At 41.2% G+C, this 19,433-nt stretch carries 15 protein-coding genes; 1 reads left to right on the plus strand and 14 read right to left on the minus strand.

Annotated elements, in window-relative coordinates; genetic code table 11:
* The 9 genes from D8792_RS05800 to cshA all read right to left on the minus strand — a co-directional run bounded on the left by D8792_RS05800 (position 1) and on the right by cshA (position 8,380).
* Positions 1–930 (minus strand): tagatose-6-phosphate kinase, encoded by a 930-nt coding sequence (locus D8792_RS05800; RefSeq protein ID WP_125373274.1) that lies wholly within the window; start codon positions 928–930, stop codon positions 1–3.
* Between the two features lie 10 nt (positions 931–940).
* The gene (gene lacB / locus D8792_RS05805) at positions 941–1,456 is read right to left on the minus strand and encodes a galactose-6-phosphate isomerase subunit LacB (RefSeq protein ID WP_001216921.1); all 516 of its coding nucleotides are present in this window, start codon (positions 1,454–1,456) and stop codon (positions 941–943) included.
* A gap of 30 nt (positions 1,457–1,486) precedes the next feature.
* Entirely contained in the window at positions 1,487–1,912 is a 426-nt protein-coding gene (gene lacA / locus D8792_RS05810) for a galactose-6-phosphate isomerase subunit LacA (protein ID WP_125373275.1), read from the minus strand.
* Between the two features lie 145 nt (positions 1,913–2,057).
* On the minus strand, positions 2,058–2,954 hold the full coding sequence (locus D8792_RS05815; protein WP_125373276.1) for an aldose 1-epimerase family protein: 897 nt from the start codon (positions 2,952–2,954) through the stop codon (positions 2,058–2,060).
* Between the two features lie 164 nt (positions 2,955–3,118).
* Positions 3,119–4,594 carry a PTS galactitol transporter subunit IIC gene (locus D8792_RS05820; RefSeq protein WP_125373277.1) on the minus strand — a complete coding sequence of 492 codons (1,476 nt, stop codon included), beginning with the start codon at positions 4,592–4,594 and terminating at the stop codon, positions 3,119–3,121.
* Between the two features lie 52 nt (positions 4,595–4,646).
* Positions 4,647–4,952 (minus strand): PTS sugar transporter subunit IIB, encoded by a 306-nt coding sequence (locus tag D8792_RS05825; RefSeq protein WP_005590672.1) that lies wholly within the window; start codon positions 4,950–4,952, stop codon positions 4,647–4,649.
* Positions 4,953–4,972: 20 nt separating this feature from the next.
* A complete protein-coding gene (locus D8792_RS05830; RefSeq protein WP_048791647.1) occupies positions 4,973–5,449 on the minus strand; it encodes a PTS sugar transporter subunit IIA in 477 nt (158 codons plus the stop codon).
* Positions 5,450–5,775: 326 nt separating this feature from the next.
* Positions 5,776–6,522, minus strand: coding sequence for a DeoR/GlpR family DNA-binding transcription regulator (locus tag D8792_RS05835; protein ID WP_048791648.1), 747 nt, complete (start codon positions 6,520–6,522; stop codon positions 5,776–5,778).
* Positions 6,523–6,805: 283 nt separating this feature from the next.
* Entirely contained in the window at positions 6,806–8,380 is a 1,575-nt protein-coding gene (gene cshA, locus D8792_RS05840) for a degradosome RNA helicase CshA (protein WP_125373278.1), read from the minus strand.
* Positions 8,381–8,736: 356 nt separating this feature from the next.
* Between cshA and D8792_RS05855 the strand changes: the two genes are divergently transcribed.
* The gene (locus D8792_RS05855; RefSeq protein ID WP_125373279.1) at positions 8,737–9,117 is read left to right on the plus strand and encodes a hypothetical protein; all 381 of its coding nucleotides are present in this window, start codon (positions 8,737–8,739) and stop codon (positions 9,115–9,117) included.
* A 96-nt stretch (positions 9,118–9,213) separates the two neighbouring features.
* Here the strand turns inward: D8792_RS05855 and pyk are convergent, their stop codons facing one another.
* The 5 genes from pyk to ppc form a co-directional block, all read right to left on the minus strand.
* Positions 9,214–10,719 (minus strand): pyruvate kinase, encoded by a 1,506-nt coding sequence (gene pyk / locus D8792_RS05860; RefSeq protein ID WP_125373280.1) that lies wholly within the window; start codon positions 10,717–10,719, stop codon positions 9,214–9,216.
* A gap of 52 nt (positions 10,720–10,771) precedes the next feature.
* Positions 10,772–11,782, minus strand: coding sequence for a 6-phosphofructokinase (gene pfkA / locus D8792_RS05865; RefSeq protein WP_125373281.1), 1,011 nt, complete (start codon positions 11,780–11,782; stop codon positions 10,772–10,774).
* Positions 11,783–11,867: 85 nt separating this feature from the next.
* A complete protein-coding gene (locus D8792_RS05870) occupies positions 11,868–14,978 on the minus strand; it encodes a DNA polymerase III subunit alpha (RefSeq protein WP_125373282.1) in 3,111 nt (1,036 codons plus the stop codon).
* Positions 14,979–15,302: 324 nt separating this feature from the next.
* The gene (gene ccpA, locus D8792_RS05875; RefSeq protein WP_005590686.1) at positions 15,303–16,307 is read right to left on the minus strand and encodes a catabolite control protein A; all 1,005 of its coding nucleotides are present in this window, start codon (positions 16,305–16,307) and stop codon (positions 15,303–15,305) included.
* 249 nt (positions 16,308–16,556) lie between these two features.
* A complete protein-coding gene (ppc, locus tag D8792_RS05880) occupies positions 16,557–19,403 on the minus strand; it encodes a phosphoenolpyruvate carboxylase (protein WP_125373283.1) in 2,847 nt (948 codons plus the stop codon).
* Positions 19,404–19,433: the final 30 nt, after the last annotated feature.

Raw genomic sequence — 19,433 nt, forward strand, 5'->3', positions numbered from 1 at the left:
TTATACCTCTTTTACTATTAATTGATCATATAGAGCTTGATAGTTGGCCATATTGACATGACCTGTCATTTTTTCTTGAGCATTGAGCATACCAAGGACATTAGCCTTGATTAGGAGTTTTTGATCCGATTCCTTATGAAGAAGTCCTGATGAAATACCTGCAACAGTAGAATCTCCAGATCCAACAGGATTAACTACTTGGATTCTAGGAATATCTACCTTGTAGAAAGTATCACCATGTTTGGCAAAAGCTCCATTAGCACCAAGTGAAACGATAATCCACTCAATCCCTGCAAATAATGACTCTTGAAGAACTTCTTTTAATTCATCCAAATCCTCAGAAACTTCCTTCCCAAGAAGCTGAGACAATTCTTCATTATTTGGTTTGATTACTGTTGGTTTGTGCGGTGATTCAAGGACAGCCTGAAGAGCCGCACCTGAGCAGTCTAGAACAACTGGTTTCCCTGCTTTATTAGCAAGTTCTACCAAGTTTGCATAGTAGTCAACTGGAAGACCTGCTGGCAGACTACCAGAGATAGCCACTACTTCCACAGTGTCAAGGAGATCCTCGAAATGAGCCAAGAAATCTTGCCCTTCTTGTTCCAGAACTTCAGGCCCTTTTTCTAGGATTTCTGTTTGGTTGTTACCGTGTAGAATAGCGATACAGTTACGAGTCTCTCCTTGGATGGAGAAGAAACGTTTACTTACTTTATCGTCAATGTTTTCTACTAGAAAATCACCAAGTTTACCACCGACCAAACCAGTAGCAGCAACAGAATCACCAAATTCTGAAAGAACTCGTGTAACATTGAGACCTTTACCACCAGCTGTCTTGGTCACATCCACCACACGGTTGACAGTGTCAATTTTCAATTCATCCAAAGGATAGGAAATATCAATGGATGGATTCATTGTGACAGTTAAAATCATGCGTCACCTCTTAGTCGTGGTACTCACCGCGATCCCATTTTTCAAGGAATTCTGTAAAGAAGTTTGCATCTGCTTGATGAGCATTGTGAGTTTCAACGTGCTCGATTTTAGCAATTAATTTTTTATTTTCTTCTGATGGTTTGTATTCAGCATTGATGAAAGCTTCAATAATATCGCACATGAGCAATTCACCAGTGATTTTACCACCAAAACCAATAACGTTGGCGTTCAATTGTTCTTTAGCGTAAAGAGCTGTTGTCATATCACGAACTAAGGCAGAACGGACACCAGGAACTTTGTTGACAGCGTTGTTGATACCAACACCAGTACCACAAATACATACCCCAAGATCAGCTTGACCGCTTGTAACGGCTTCACCAACTTTTTTACCAAAAATTGGGTAGTGAGTACGTGTATGATCATAGGTACCAAAGTCAATGACTTCATATCCTTTTGATTTCAAAAATTCTGAAACCGCCATTTTTTCATCTGTTACGATGTGGTCACATCCAATTGCAATTCTCATTTTTATCTTACCTTTCTTACTGTAATCTAATTAGCACATTTTGTTTAACATATCGACACGGATTTGGTGACGTCCACCGTCGTATTTACCGTTAACAAAACCTTTAGCAATATTTTTAGCCAATTCATCACCGACAAGTTGTGCACCCATAGTAATCATACGAGAGTTGTTGTGGCCGCGAGTCATATAAGCTGAACGTTCATCAGAAACTTCAGCAGCAACCATTCCTTTGATCTTAGTTGCAACCATAAATGGACCAGCTCCATAAGCATCAATCACGATACCAAGATTCTGTTCTTCTTTGTTTACTTCTGCAGCAACAGCAAGAGTCACATCAACAAAGTCTTGACCTTCAGCCGTAACATCCACTACGTGGAAGTTTTCTTTTTCCAAGAAGTCTTTCACAACTTCTTTCAATCTCAAGCCTGCAGCATCTGCACCAATGATAATAGACATATTAAGTCCTCCTTTAATTTTCTATATAATGAACTAAAATGTTTTAAAACATTAAACGTTATTTAATTTACAAGTTTATAATACAACATTTTATGTTCGATGTCAACATTATATGTTTGTTTTTGAACATTTTTAAAATTATTCTTTAAAAAATAGTAATATCAAATCCAATTTCTTCTTTTTCCCCTGCTGGGAGTAGACGGACATTTTTCTTGCTTTCTAAATAATCCTCCTCTTCTAACGAGGTCGACAAGCCTGACCAAGGTTCCAAGGCTATAAATGGTCCTTTGTTAATTGTTGACCAGAGAATTAGATTTGGAAATTCTTGAAAATCCAATCGCAATCCTTTTTCATGCTTCCGAGAACGAAGGGCAACAGTCCGTGATTTCAGCTCATCAAGAGTCACTGCATCTTGAGCAAAGAGAGCATAGTCCAAATCTAGTTCTTTTTGATGGTCTAGGAAGCTTGTGCGTTCCAGAAAGTTCAACATTCCAGTTTCAGGATAAGAGAGAGGAACACTGCAGGTTTCTTCCTGTTCAAACTCCAAATAGTAATCCTCATAATTTTCATCATCAAATAAAGGGCAGTTAAATCCCGGATGACCTCCGATGAAGTACGGCATAGCGCCACTATCTCCACGATTTTCTACGATATACTGGGTACGAAGCTTCTTACCAGTTAAGCTATAGCGAATCGATAAGCGGAAATGATAGGGATAGTTTTGAAACATCTCCTCTGTGTCCTCAATAGCAAAAGTCACACTCGTATCCGTTTGTTCTACTAATTCAAATTCTTTCTTGCGAACGAGCCCATGCCGAGGAATGACTCCACTCGCTTCTTGATCATCTTTTAAAACATAGTGAGCGGTGTCATTGCGCAAACTTCCGCAAATGGGGAAAAGAACTGGAGCTTGACCGCTCCAATAAGTTGCATCACCCTGCCAGAGATATTCCACGCCATCCTTATCCTTAATTGAAGAAAGCGCTCCTCCCAATTGCTTAAACTGCACTGTCAATTCATCATTTTCTAGCGTAATCACCATCCAATTCTCCTCTCTACTTCAGAGAAAAAGGCAGGCTTCTGACTTCTCTCTGCTTAGCCTTTTCTATTCATTACATAGGAAAAGCTAGATTATCAACATTCCCATTTGGAAATGGACAATCTAGCTTCCCTAGTCTTACAATATTTAACAATAGTTAACGGATATTATTTTGCTTTTGCTGCATATTCCGCATTCCGTTTGATCATTTGCTTTCTGTACCAAGCAAAGATTCCAATATAAGCACCAAGGAAGACAATAGCACCAATGATTGCTTTGATATCACCTGTAGTAGTATTACCAATAGTCCAACCCAAGAGTTTTTCGATTGGTCCTTCAAGTGTTGAGTGAGTAATCAATTGAGTTTGGCTAACTCCTTCAGGGAAAGCACCCACACCCTTAGCAAGTTCTGTCGCAAATGGTGCAATCAGTGTACCTGAGAGAAGGAAAAGTGGTAACAAGAGAGTTCCAAAGACAATCATACGAAGCAATTTACCACGAGTAACAACCAGAAGGGCAGGTGTCACACCCATCGCAATGATACCAGCCAATGGCAAGATACCGTTCCCTACATTAGAAAGCAGAACTGCTTCAATCAACATGATTGGTGCAAGCACGTTAGCGCAGGCCCAGATTTCTGCACGACCAGCGATAAATGGCCAGTCAAGACCGATGTTGAATTTACGTCCTTGAAGACGTTTTGTTGCTACGTTTGTAATACCTTGTGAAAGTGGTTCAACGGCTGCGATAAACCATGATCCGATAAGTGAGAAGAGCTCCAAGCAGACACCGGCAGTCAAACCAAGAGACAACCATCCTTTGATAACAAGTGACCATTTTGCTGCTTCGGCAACGTCAGACACTGGGTGCGGAGTTCCCATGATACCGATAACTATACCAAGAAGGAAACCGATGAAGAATTTAGATCCCCAGAAACCGATTTTCTTATTCAAAGCGGCAGCATCAAAGTCATATTTGTCCAACCCAGGGAAGAATTTGTCAAAAATCTTATCCAAAACCATGATAACAGGGTTCATCATGTAGTTCATGTGAGTTGAAGTCATTGGTGATGAACTTGGCGCATTCAACAAATCATCAAAAGTTGGTTTCATCAAGTCAGAGTTGATAATCTTTAAGACACCAACCAAGACAACTGCTAAAGTTGCAATCAAGAGTGACACAGCAGGACTTACATGGCTCTTATCTGCATACCATTTGATGAGCAAGCCAGTAATTGACAAGTGCCAGATATCAAAGATATCCACGTCCAATGTATCTGTTTTTTTCATAGCTAACATTGCCACATTGACAATGAGCATGATGAGCAAGAAATACAAGGTCCATGGAGAACCCCAAGTGATGGTTGCAAGTGGCGCCCAACCAACGTCTGTGATATTCAACTGGATACCAGTGTTTTCAACGAATTTAGCAAGTGATGCTGAGAAAGCTCCGTTGAGCATACCGATGATGGCACCGATACCAGTAAGAGCGATGGCAAGTTTGATACCACCTTCAAGCGCTTTGGAGAATTTCACTCCAAATAGTAAGGCCAATACTGTCAAGATGATCAGCATGATGATAGGACCACCCATTTCCAAGACTGGCTTGAAAATCTTATTGGCTAGGTCAATAATGACATCCATAATAATTCCTCCCTTTTTTTGTTATATGAATGTTAACAAGATAAAGAATAGATTAACTTAGTCCGTGTTCTTTAATAGCTGCTTCAATATTGTCAAACACTGGAGCGCTCATTGCAGGAATACGGAACAAAATTGGTCCAGCTTCGATAACTGGAATTCCTGGTTCAAAACCAAGATCTGTTGCAGCGATTGGCGTGAAGATATCATAACCTTGCATTAGATCTTCATTGACATCCTTAACCATCACGGCATCACAATGCACATCATAACCGCGGTTTGACAACTCTTCCTCAAGAGCACTCTTAATTTGGTGACTTGAGTTTACCCCTGCTCCGCAGGCTGCTAAAATTTTAATCATAATAAAATCCTCCGATTTATTTATTTAATAACTTTTGAAATATATTGGAACAACTCTTCTTTTGAGTTCAAAGAAGCTAAACCAGCTAGATTTCCTTCACTAGTGAAGAAATCCATTAACTGTGCTAAGATATTGGTCTGGCTTGAGCTAGAGTTGTTGATAATAAAGAACAAGAGAGACACTTCAACGGTTTGCGTAGGAGAAATCATATTGTGGAAGGTTACAGGCTGATCTAGCTTAACAACTACCACATTTTCAGTCAAATTATGCGCAATATCCGTATGAGGTATGGCAACATTCGGCAAGTCCTTTCCTAAAAATTCCATATCCAATCCAGTTGGAAACGCCTTTTCTCTTTCAAGTAAAGCGTTTCGATAAGAAGAAGTTACAACTTCTCTTTCTTCTAGCAAATCAGCTACTTGATGAAAAAGATCTTCTTGATTTTCCGCATGTAAAGAAAACACTAGATTTTCATCAAATAATTGGACAAGCGCCATTTTATCATCTCTCCTTTTGTTTCTTTTTGTTCGTTTAATTAATTATATCATTATGTGATAGCGCTGTCAATAGTTTGTTTTGTTATTTTTTGTTTATTTATCTAATAACTTAAAAATTTAATGTTCATATGAAGATAGAACATTTCGTCATTCTGCATGGCTGAAGAATAATACGAGTCATAAAAATATCCTAGCAAGTCTAAGTTGATATACAAGAACTTTTCGTCCACTGTAAAATACAATTATTCATCTGCAATAAAAAATAAAAGCTACGAAATTCGCAGCTTTCAGAATTTTAAATCAACATTCATGACAACACGATCAAATCAGAGAACCTTGGTGTAAGAACTATATTTCGCTCTCACTTTCGGAGAGATATGGTCATCCGTTACAATCGCGTCAATATTGTCCAAACGGTAAAAACTATAGAAAGAATAGCTATCAAATTTGCTATTATCTGCCACGATATATTTTTCAATTGCATTGTTAAGAATGATGGCATTCCCATTTCCTTCTTCTTCATTGGCAGTCGTCACATTGTGACCGTCAATTCCGTTCACTCCAATAAAGGCCTTGGACACCTTAATTTCTTGCAGAAGTTTATTAGCAAACTGCCCCACAAAAGTCTGAGTCTTGACCCGATAACGTCCTCCGATCAAAATCAAATCAAAATTAGGGTAATCCTTCAACTTTTCGAAAATAGGGAGAGAATTGGTCACAATGCTGATATTTTTCCCCTCTAAATAATCGCCTATAAAATCTGTTGTGGTACCTGATCCGATAAAAACAGTGTCCCCTTCAGCAATCAGATCCGCACATTTTTTAGCAATCAGCTTCTTTTCCTCGATATTTAACATCGTTTTTTCAGAATGCGAAGCTTCATTCAAGCTATCTTTCACCTTTTTATGAGCTCCACCATGCACCCGAATCAAAAGTCCTTGCTTCTCAAGATCAATCAAATCTCGCCGAATGGTCATATCTGTCACATTCAGCAATTCTTTCAGATTTTTAACGGACACAACTCCTGTCTGGTCCAGCTCTTGCAAAATCACCTTATGACGACTTTCTTTCATGCACAATCCTCCTTGTGGTTGATGTCTAGAGACTTCTCATAAAGTCTATTTTTCTTGTCAGGTTCCTTAGACACTTCAAATCACCTTAATGTCCATGTACCCTTTCTTACTTCATTATACTACAATTTTCTCATATAAACAAAAAAATGTATACTTTTTTTCAAAAAAATCGAATATTGTTTGATTATGCGTTTTCATTGTGCCTTTTTCAAACAAATCATGGAAGATATCGAGATTCTCCTCAATCAAAAAATCCAATGTCTAATGACATCGGATTTTCTGTTTATTTATCGCCTTTATTACGGATAACAAAGCCGGTTTTCTTTTCGCTGGAAGTGCGTTGTGGGCGTTTATTTCCTCTGCTTTCGAAGTCGCGACTGTTCTTATTTGACTTACGTTTAAAGTCACGGCGGCTGCCCTCTCGATCTTCGCCTCCACCACGGCGATCACGGCCTTGGTCGCCTCGACGACCGTTGCCACGACCACTCTTCCCTTTTCCGCCAAAGCCGCCGCCAGACGGTTTAAATGGCAATGGTTTTTCACGGGCAATTTCTACTTCAGGAAGGGCATCTGGATCCTGCACCGTCAAGCTGAGGATATACATAGCCAGCTCTTCTGGGCTGAATTCTGCTGCCAGCTTGCGAGCATCCTTGCTAAATTTCTCAAAGTTAGAACGGATGCTTTCATCCGCAAAATCGCGTTCAATCTTCTTAAGGGCAACTTTTTTCTTAGCTTGGAAAGCTTCCTCTGCAGTCGCTGGCTTAAGGCCTTTCATACGCTTCTTGGTCAGATTTTCGATAATCTGAAGATAGCCCATTTCATTTGGCGCTACGAACGTGATAGACTGACCTGACTTACCAGCACGACCAGTCCGACCAATCCGGTGAACATAACTTTCTGGATCCTGAGGAATATCATAGTTGTAGACATGGGTTACACCAGAAATGTCCAATCCACGCGCAGCCACATCTGTCGCCACTAAAACATCCAAATTGCCGTTTTTAAAGTCGCGTAGAACGCGGAGGCGCTTGCCTTGGTCCAAATCACCATGGATACCCTCTGCTCGGAAACCGCGGATTTTCAGACCACGAGTCAGCTCATCCACCCGGCGCTTGGTCCGACCAAAGACGATTGATAGCTCAGGCTGCTCCACATCCATCAGGCGGGTCATGGTATCAAATTTTTCATTTTCTTTGACACGGATATAATATTGATCCACCAGCTCCGTCGTCAGCTCCTTAGCAGCAATCTTGACATGCTCAGGCTCCTTCATGAACTTGACACCGATACGCTTGATAGCATCCGGCATGGTCGCTGAAAAAAGCAAGGTCTGACGCTCTTCTGGCACACGAGAAATGATAGACTCAATATCCTCCAAAAAGCCCATGTTAAGCATTTCATCCGCTTCGTCCAAGATTAAGGTTTCAATCTGATTCAGCTTAAGCGCCTTGCGTTTGATCAAATCCAAGAGACGACCAGGTGTTCCTACGACGATATGAGCACCAGATTTGAGGGCCTTGATTTGCTTTTCGATGCTGGAGCCACCGTAGACAGAGCGTACCTTGACACCCTTGCTGCGGCCAAAACGGAAAAGCTCTTCCTGACTCTGCACAGCCAATTCACGGGTTGGAGCAATAACCAAAGCCTGCACAGCAGGATTATCTGTATCAATNTTCTCCAGAGTTGGGAAGCCAAAGGCNGCTGTCTTTCCTGTCCCNGTCTGGGCCTGACCAATGACATCCTTACCTGCCATAGCAAGTGGAATGGTCTTCTCTTGAATAGGACTTGCTTCTACAAAGCCAGCTTTTTCAATCTCTGCTAGTAATTCAGCAGATAAATGTAATTCATTAAATTTCAATGTTCTTCTTCTTTCTAAAGGCGGTGCGAAGCCGCCTTATAAGGCTTTTGATACTCAACTATCGAAACATCCCAAGTGATTTCGCTTGCTAAATCTCGATTTCCTGAGAGTATTCGCTCTTCTCTTCATAAATATGGTCTCTCAAGTCCAGGCACTAAAAAAGCGCCGACTCGGTCGCTAGTTCCCACTGAATAGAAAAACTGTATTTCTGCAACTAACCTAGTATACCACAAAATCACCTAAAAAGATAGGACTTAGCTGTAAAATATTTTATTAGAGCTTTCTTTTGTAAAAAATGAAAACTTGAAAATCATTTTCAAAAACATTATAATCTACAAAGAAGAAAGGAGACAGGTATGAATAAATTTTTACGAGTGATTTTCATTTTACTGATCTTAGCTATGCTGGGCGCAGCTATGATCCAGATTTCCCAGCCCCAGCTCTTGAGCAATGAGTCAATCTATGGTCTAGCTCCCTACTGGCAGCGAGAAATTGGTTTCTGGAATCTGGCTATTCTGCCTTTAGTCATTGCCGCTAACATAAAGTATGATTGGTTTTATCTACGTATGACCCTGCTAGCACTGATTCTAGGTGGACTGTGCTTTTGTACCAACCATCTGCTAGGCTATCTTGAAGAAGCAAATCAAGCAAACCTACTGGGCTGGATTGAGAATTATCTGCTAGTCTGCTACTGGATAATCGGTTGGGTATTAGAATCTAGAAAAGAGAAAAAGTGATATAGAGAATATCCATTACGAAATCAATTAAAAATTCTAGAACAAAAAATAAACCGATAGAATGGATCCATCGGTTTTTGCATACTATGAAATAAATTAACGTACTGTACGGATACGCATTGTATTTGTACGAACAGCTTCGCCAAGTGGTACACCTGCAACGATAACGATATCGTCACCAGACTCAACAAGGCCTGCTTCAACTGCTTTACGTTCAGCAATTTCGAACATATCATCGGTTGATGAAGGTGCTTCTGTCAACATTGGGATAACACCCCAGTTCAACATCAAGCCACGTTCTGTCAATTCATCGAATGTCAATGCCAAGATATCAGCATTTGGACGGTATTTAGAGATCAAACGAGCAGTGTGACCAGTCTTAGTCAAAGTAACAACCAATTTGATATTCATTGAGTTAGTAGCATCTTTAACAGCTGAAGCCATAACTTCTGTCTTAGAGTTACGTTCGAAAGTATCTGAGTTCAAACGTCCGTATTCGTTAAGAAGAGTTTGAGCGTTCTTATCGATTGTAGCCATTGTAGTTACTGACTCAAGTGGGTATTTACCGTTTGCAGACTCACCTGAAAGCATTGTAGCGTCAGTTCCGTCGATAACAGCGTTAAATACGTCTGATACTTCTGAACGAGTTGCACGTGGTTTTTCAGTCATTGTTTCAAGCATGTTTGTTGCTGTAATAACAACTTTACCAGCTGCATTGACCTTAGTGATGATCATTTTTTGGTAAACTGGAACCATTTCGAATGGTACTTCGATACCCATGTCACCACGAGCGATCATGATACCATCAGCAGCTTCGATGATTTCATCCAAGTTGTCGATACCTTGTTGGTTTTCGATTTTAGCGAACAATTGAACATGTCCGTTACCAGTTTCTTCACAGATTGCACGAACTTCGTTGACGTCTTTTGCAGTACGTACGAATGAAATCGCGATGAAGTTGATACCTTGTTCAAGACCGAAGCGGATATCGTCATTATCGCGCTCAGCAAGAGCTGGGAAAGGAATTTTAGTGTTAGGGATGTTTACACCTTTTTGTTTAGCGATAACACCGTCATTTTCAACTTCAACTACAAATTCACGGCTTGCATCGTCTTTTTCTACAACGCGAAGACCAAGTTTACCATCGTCAACCAATACTTGGCGACCTACTTCAACATCATCGTAGATATCAAGTCCACCAGCAACGTTCAAAGCAATCACATCGCGAGTTGATTTGATTCCTTGTTTTGTCGCAACGCGGATCTTTTCGCCAGTTTTGTATGAGTACTCTTTTGCGTCACCTTCGAACAGTTCTGTACGGATTTCTGGACCTTTAGTGTCAAGAAGGAAACCAACTTTTTTACCAGCGATTTCTTCCGCACGTTTAACAGTTGCCATACGCTCACCTTGTTCTTGGTGGTCACCGTGTGAGAAGTTGAAACGGAAAGTGTTTGCCCCTGCTTCAATCAATTTTGCAATATTTTGAGCTGAAGCTTCAACGTCCAGTTTTTCACCCCAGTATCCGTCTTCACCGAATTTTTTACCGCCACGGATTTCTACCGCAGGACCTAAAGTTGCAACAATTTTTACGCGTTTGTTCATGATATTAAGAAACTCCTTCTACTATTTGGGGATTTCACCCCTGATTGACCAATTAAATATTAATGCTGCGATTGAGCTCTGCTAAGCCGATATCAGCTTTGTGTGGATTGTTGACAACGATTTTGCCATCTGCAGTCAGGCTAAAGAGTGCGCCTTCTTCAGCAGTTCCCAAGATTGGGCTTTCCACCATTTCTTCATTACGGATACCTACGGCAACACCACCGATACCTTCTTTAAGTAGTTTAACGGCATGCGCTCCCATACGAGAAGCCAATACACGGTCGCGAGCAGTTGGTGAACCACCACGTTGGATGTGACCAAGTTCAGTCACACGGAGATCGCTAGTATCACCAGCTTCTTTCAGCTTTTTACCAAACTCATCTGCTGACATAACACCTTCAGCAAGAACAATGATATTATGCTTCTTACCTTTTTCATAGCCACGTTTGATGCTGGCAACGATATCTTCAATCTTGAAGCCTTCTTCAGGAATGATAATTTCATCTGCACCTGTAGCAATACCTGCCCAAAGTGCGATATCTCCAGCGTTACGTCCCATTACTTCAACAACGAAAGTACGACGGTGACTGGATGATGTATCACGGATCTTGTCGATCGCGTCCATTGCAGTTGTAACAGCAGTATCAAAACCGATAGTGAAATCTGTTCCGACAATGTCATTGTCAATAGTTCCAGGTACACCGACAGCTGGGAAGCCATGCTCTGTTAAGCGCATCGCACCATGGTAAGAACCATCTCCACCGATAACAACTACACCTTCAATACCGTGTTTCTTCAGTTGTTCGATTCCCTTTAATTGCCCTTCAAGTTTTGCAAACTCAGGGTAGCGTGCTGAATGAAGGAAAGTTCCTCCACGAGAAATAATGTCTCCAACTGAAGTTGCATCAAGTGGATAAATATCTCCAGCAACCATTCCAGCGTAGCCGCCATAAATCCCATAAACTTCCATTCCTTCGGAAATTGCTTTACGAACGACTGCACGAATAGCAGCATTCATACCAGGGGCATCTCCACCACTGGTCAAAACAGCAATACGTTTCATTTCGTAATGTGCTCCTTTATCTTTTTAACATTCTTATAGAATTATACCACAATCAGAATAAAAATTCTCTTATTTTCCTGATTTTTTACCGAAAAACCGTTTTCATGCTATAATTTTCTAGTTCAGCTTGAAGTTGGTCTGATTTTTGAACTTGAAAGCCTGATGCAGGAACCGTTTTCTTCTCATTCTCATAGCGTAGCACCACGGGAATATCCCCTGGGTATCGCTGCAGGATCTCCGCAATCTGCCTGTCGTGACTAGTATCAGCTAATTGGATCCAAAAGCGTTCTGAGCTTGCTTTCTCCACCTCTGCTAGAACCATCTGTAGTCGGCCATCCCTCTCCTGAATTTTTCCAGTCAGATAGTAATAGCCTTTTTCTTGGATTAGTTGAGCAAAGCGGCGGTAAACCTCTGGAAATAAAGTGACATCTAACTTTTTCTTGGTATCCGTCACTTGCATAAAGGCCATATTTTCACCATTTTTGGTGCGAATAACCTTGATAGACTGGACTTCTACTAAAATGGTCGCCTTACTATTATCGGCCAACTCTTCAATCCAGACAAAAGGATGGTAGGCTTTCTTAGCTAGGCTAATAAGTGGATGGTCACTAAGGCCAATTCCAATCAAGGCTTGCTCCTGCTCAAATTTTTCTGCAGCAGTAAAATCCTCAACATCCGTCCATGAATAGCTAGTATCAGCAAATAAACTCCCCAACTCATCTGCAAAGACAAAAAGATTCGGTAGATTATGCAAAATCTTCTGTCGATTGGGCTCAAAAATATCAAAGAGTCCCAATTGCACCAAGGGACTTAAAAGTGGCAACTTATGATAACTCTGAGGCAGGCGTAAAATGAAATCTTCCACACTGCTAAAGGGATTTTTTTTACGCTCTTCTATGATCCAGAAAACAAAATCCCTTGGCAAGCCCTTGATATTTTTCAAACCAAGATAGATTTTTCGCTCCTGAAACTTATCTTTATAGGGAATGTTATGGATAGTCAAGGGAGCTAGCTCGAAGCCAAATCCGAGTGCATCTGTGATATAGTCCGAGCTAGAATAATTAAGCATGACATCAAAGAAGATGTCTGGATAATGAGCCTTGAAATAAGCCAGCTGAAAAGCTAGGGCCGAGTAAGCATAGGCGTGGCTACGGTTGAAGCCATAGCCGGCAAATTTCTCCATGACCGCAAAGACCTCCTTAGCCTTGGCCTCTGAGTGCCCCAGTTTGACGGCTCCCCTGATAAATTCTTCCTCCATTTTATGCATTTCAGCAGCATTTTTCTTGCCCATCGCCCGCCGTAAAATATCGGCCTTCCCCAGGCTAAAACCACCAAAACGCTGGGCGACCTGCATGACCTGCTCTTGGTAAAGCATGATGCCATAGGTTGGAGCCAAGATATCCTCCAAGCTCGGATCAATCATCTCCACGCGCTCGCGACCATGCTTGCGCTTGACAAAGTTATCAATATAGTCACTAGCACCGGGACGATTGAGAGATGTGGTAGCCACTACTTCTTCAAACTGGACGGGTTGGACTCTTTTCAAAAGACTGATAGCACCTGCTTGTTCAAACTGGAAAATACCCTTGGTATTGCCTGCTGCAAAGAGGCGTAGAGTTTCCTCGTCTTCCAAGTCAATACGAGCAATATCAATATCAACTCCATATTTGTCTAGAGCTGCTTCTTTCATCCGCTGGACAAAGGTTAAATTGCGCAAGCCTAAAAAGTCCATCTTAAGCAGTCCATTACTTTCCACACCGTGGGCATCGTACTGGGTGAGATACATATCCTCCCCGTATTTTAAGGGAATTTGATTGGTCAAATCATCGTCACTCATGACGACCCCAGCAGCATGGATTGAAGTCTGACGTGGATTTCCTTCGATTTTTTTGGCAATTTCAAAGGCCTTCTGATATTCTAGTTTGCTATTGATAATCTGGCGAAAGGCTATATTTCGCTCATAAGCAGTGGTTAAGTTGTCTCGAAAGCCGATTTTTTTGGTCATATTGGTCAGCTCGTACTCTGGCAAACCAAAGCGCTTAAAAACATCTCGGATAGCCTGCTTAGCCCCAAAGGTTGAGTAGGTCACAATCTGAGCCGCATGCATGCTACCGTAGCGATCTCGGACATAGCGTATAAACTCCGGCCGATACACATCGGGAATATCAATATCAATATCGGGCATGGTATAGCGTTCTAGGTTTAGGAAACGTTCAAAAAGCAGGTTCTTTTCTACTGGGTCAATGCCTGTAATCTCCAAAGCATAGGCCACCAAACTGCCAACCGCAGATCCACGTCCCATCCCCATGTAATAACCTTGACTGCGGCCAAAGCGCAGCAAATCCCAGACAATAAGGAAATAATCATCAAAACCCATCTGATGAATAACATCCAGCTCCTGATCCAGCCTTACTTGATAGACTTCCCCTGCATGCCCCCGCTTGGCCAATCCCATCTCAGCCAATTCTCGCAGCTCCTCTACAGCAGGTCGCTCAGGATTAAAGCGCGGAAGCTTAAACTCGGTGTTAATTTCATAATGAACATCAGCTATCAATCGCTCTAAGTTGGTCAAACTCTCTGGAAAGTTTTCAACGAAAGCTTCTTCTAAAGAGGCTGGGGCTAATAAAAACTCATGGCTCGACAGGTGACCGACCTCTCGCAAACTGATATTGTCCCGAATCGCCCTCAACATTTGCAAGGTTTCTAAATCTCCCTGCTCAAAGTAGCGAACCGTATGCAAGGGCAGGACTGGCCTAGTCAATTCCTGCCTTGGCGTATCTGGAAAGACCCCAACATAAAAGTCCAAACCCAGATCTAGCTGATCCACACCTTCAAAGATTGGTACAATCAGAGCCAGCCCCTTAAAAAGATGTTGAAAGTCTTCCCAATTTTGACGATTCATCATTTTCAGAGTTGAAATCTTCATCAAATTACGATAGCCCCGACTATCCAAAGCCAAGAGTCTCAGATTGAGAGGATTTCCATCTTTAAAAACTTCCATCTCTAGACCTAGCAAGGGTTGAAGTTCTGCCGCTTTTGCCTCCTCTAGAAAATGATAAGCTCCATAAAGATTGTCCACATCCATCATACCCAGACTTTTGTAGCCCAAGTCCTTGGCCCGTTGAACATATTTTTTGATAGAGACTAAACTATCCATAAAGCTATAAACAGTCTTGGTATCTAGTTGCGTAATCACAAAATTCTCCTTGATACAGCTACGATAAATGATGCCTACTAGTAAAAAGAAGACAGAAAAAATGCGTTTCCACTTCTTTATTTTTACATTTTATCTGAAAATCTATGCCAAATCTTGGCTAACTCCTGACCTCTTCATTCCTATCAGTTAAGCATATTGGACAAGCAATGATTTTCAACATTCCTGCTTCTATTATACCTAAATTTCTGTAAAGAAGAAACTCAGAATCTCTTATATCCGGCAACTGTGTTTAACTAAAACAAAAAATGAGACAGAACTAAATTCTTTCAAAATTTAATTCCGTCCCATCCCGTATCAATTTTATTATTTACGAGTTGATTTACGTTCATTGATCGTATGAGCTAGGAGGACTTCACGCTCTTCCAACTCTTCTTTATGCATAATCTTCGTCAGCATCCGCATACTAATCGCACCGATGTCATACAGAGGTTGTCCGATAGTAGACAGATTAGGGCGAGTAAAGCGAGCAATTTGCGAATCATCGCTAGTAATGATTTCAAAGTCTTCAGGAATACGAACACCTCGATCAGCCAAACCATTAAGCAAACCTGCTGCCAACTCATCTCCGGTCACAAAAGCCGCCGTTGCCTTTGAAGCAATCAGACGTTCAGCTAGATGATAACCATCATCGTAGCTATACTTAGACTCGAAGACCAAGCCTTCGCTGTATGAAATTTTCTTGCCCTTCAGAGCTTCTTTGTAGCCAGACAAGCGGATTTTACCATTGATATCATCTACCAAAGGACCGCTGACAAAAGCAATTTTCTTGTTGCGCTTAGCCAATAGTTCCACAGCATCAACCGTTGCCTGTTTATAATCAATATTGACACTTGGTAACTGATGTTCTACATCCACCGTGCCCGCTAGAACCACTGGTGTCCGTGAACGTGAAAACTCTGAGCGAATTTTCTCTGTCAGATGGTAGCCCATAAAAATAATACCATCTACTTGCTTAGAGAAAAGGGTATTAACAACCGAAACTTCCTTGTCATCATCTTCATCGCTGTTTGCCAGGACGATATTGTACTTATACATTTCGGCAATATCATCAATCCCTTTGGCTAAAGTAGAGAAGTAACTATTCGTGATATTAGGAATTACAACACCAACTGTGGTCGTCTTTTTGCTAGCCAAACCGCGGGCAACTGCATTAGGACGATAGTCAAGACGTTCAATCACTTCCAATACTTTTTTGCGTGTATTTTCTTTTACATTCTTGTTACCATTTACAACTCGGCTGACTGTCGCCATTGAAACTCCCGCTTCACGGGCGACATCATAAATGGTTACTGTGTCGTCTGTGTTCATATAGTTTCCTTTCTTTTGTTGAAAATATCGTTTTCATTTTTCTACACTTATCATTGTATCACTAATTGTAAACACTTTCAAGTATTTTAGCGCACAGATATGAAAACTTTCCTGACAGGAAACTTTTTCATCTTTTCTTTACATAAATCACAGAAAATGAAGCTCTTTATTCAAAAACGAGGCTTAGTCAACAAAAAATCGGCTCAAAAGCCGATTTCTTGATTTATATCGTTTGAAACTTCTTAGGGATCAACCAGAATTTCGTAGCCCTGTCGCAATTCCGTTGATGGTAATGTGAATCAAGCGTTCTTGTTCTGGTGAAAGTTCTCCTCGGCGCTGACGCTTGATCAGCTCAAGCTGAATATAGTTCAAAACATTGAAATAAGGCATCCGATAGTTCAAACTATCCTTGAGATAGACATTTTCTGCTAAGAGCTCGTCATGGCCTTCAATCGCCAAGATAACATCCTTGGTCAGCTGCCATTCGTCGAGGATGGTATTGAAAATATCCCGCACATCTTGATCTTCACAAAGCTGCGCATACTCAAAGGCGATATTCATATTGGACTTAGACAGGACCATATCAACATTTGACAAAAGGGACTGGAAGAATGGCCATCTCTTGTACATAAACTGTAGGAAGGCTAGATTCTTTTCAGGATCTTCATCGATAAATTCCTTGAAGCTGGAGCCGACACCATACCAACCAGGGAACATAACCCGACTTTGAGACCAAGAGAAGACCCAAGGAATGGCTCTTAGGCCACCGATTTCAGTGATGGTTTTACGGGCGGCTGGACGAGATCCGATATTAAAGCTAGAAATGGCCTTAATAGGACTAGACTCAAAGAAATAGTCGTAGAAACGTTCGTCACCAAAGACTAAATCTCGATAGATTTGGTAGCTTCGGTTCACTACTCGATCCATCACTCGCTCGTACTCGTTAGTTGTGGCACTGTCACTCTTCTTAGAGCTTATCATGCGGTTAATAGCAGCAGAGACGAGCATTTCCAGATTATAGTAAGCAGCATCCTTGTTGCCGTATTTATTGCCGATGACCTCACCCTGCTCTGTCAGGCGAATACGATCATTGATACTCCGCAATGGTTGTGAAGTGATTGCCTCATAGGTTGGGCCACCGCCACGACCGACAGTTCCTCCGCGACCATGGAAGAAGGTAATCTTGACGCCAAACTTGTCGCCAATAGCTGTCAGTTGTTGCTGAGCCTTGTAGAGTGTCCAGCATGATGATAAATAACCACCATCCTTGTTACTGTCTGAGTAGCCCAGCATGATTTCTTGGTAGTTATTTTTAGAAGCAATCCATTTTTGAGCAATTGGCAGAGACAGATATTTCTCCATAGTATCGCAGGAGTTATCCAAGTCCTCAATCGTTTCAAACAGAGGAACAATCTGCACACGCGCACCTTCTTCATCGATCAAGCCGACTTCCTTGAGCATAATTGCCAACTCTAGTAAGTCTGATACGCTAGTGGAATGGGAAATAATATTTTGCTTGATAACATCTTCGCCAATCGCATCCTTAAGCTGACGAGCCGTCTTGAAAATCTCCAATTCTTTTTGTAGAAGTTCAGATTTAGGTGCATGAGTGGCTGACAGAATCCGTGGATCCTCCAAAAGTTGCTTAAGGAGAACCTGGCATTTTTCTTCTTCTGATAAGCTACTATAGTCTTTTACGATATTAGCAGAAGCCAAGAGTTCCGCCACACAAGCCTCATGGACACTAGAATCCTGACGCATATCAATGCTGGCCAAGAAGAAACCAAAAATGTCTACTGCTTGTAGCAATTCAGTAAGTTCTCCAGTCACCAGAGCTTGTCCATTGTGTTCCAGCAAAGAATCACGAATAACAAGAAGATCTTCCTTAAACTCTTGTGCATTTTTATAAGACGGAAGTTGTTCTTTTCGTAATTCATCCAAACTACCACTAAGTCTAGACTGGATATAATTTGGAATGATTTCTCTACCATTATGGCTGACTGAAGTGGCTGAATTTGCATGCAGGACTGCTTCAGCTTTATCAGCCAAACGATGCCCTTCACCAGAGAAATTACCTTCTTTCAGATAAAGTAAGGTCTGAATCAACTTGGACTGAATATAATGAAAGGCGCGGCGATAAGGCTCATTTTCCCGATAAACAGACTTGTCGCTTGACAAAGCTGCCATCTTGGCTACAGCTTCACTTGTTTTTGAAAGATTAGTAGACAGGGAGAAGTTACGATAGAGCGTATAAACCTTGTCAATGTAGTAATTCAGAATAACTTCGCTCTGTACCGTTGCAGACAATTTCAGAGTTTCAGCGGTTACAAATGGATTCCCATCACGGTCACCACCAATCCACATTCCCATGGTGATGGGCTTTGGATTTTCCAAATGGATTCCTTTTTCTTCTGCTAAGCGTTTATACTCTAGCATCAGGTTCGTGATTGCTTGAAGAAAAGAACTATTATAGTATTCCATAACGTTAGTGATTTCATTGGTAACCTTAAGTTTCTTTTCCCGAATCATGTCGGTCTGCATCATCAGCTCGATATAACGACGAAGATTGGCTAACCATTTCTTTTCGTTCACCAGACCAGCTTTAACATCGCGATGCTGACGCAAAAGTGTATGAATGTGATTTGTCAAATCCAACATGGTCTTGCGCTGAACCTGAGTCGGATGAGCAGTCAAAACAGGAACAACATTTAGATTTTCCAAAATTTCCTGCGCATTTTCTCGTGTTGAAACCAAATCAATCGTCGTTGAAAGCTTACCAAGGTAGTCTTGATCGATATTATTTTGATGATTGATCTCATAAGCCAAGTCAACATCTTCAGAAATATTGATGAGCAGAGGCAAAATAGCAAAATAGCGTGAGATATAGACCATATCATCCGTAGATAATTCTTCTACCACTGCTTTCAGCTCTTGGTATTTAGATTGAACTGCTAGTTCTTCAATCATGGAGATTTTAGCAAAAGTGTCAGGACTGAGAATATCCCGGGTAATATCTACCAACAAGTCCGTTAAAATAGAAACTTCTTCTCGAATCATTTCTTTATTGCTATAATTTTCTAATTTTGTAAATGACATTATTTACACCTTTCTATTGTTGAAGAGCTA

This window comes from Streptococcus cristatus (assembly GCF_003943505.1).
GTDB lineage: Bacteria > Bacillota > Bacilli > Lactobacillales > Streptococcaceae > Streptococcus > Streptococcus cristatus_E.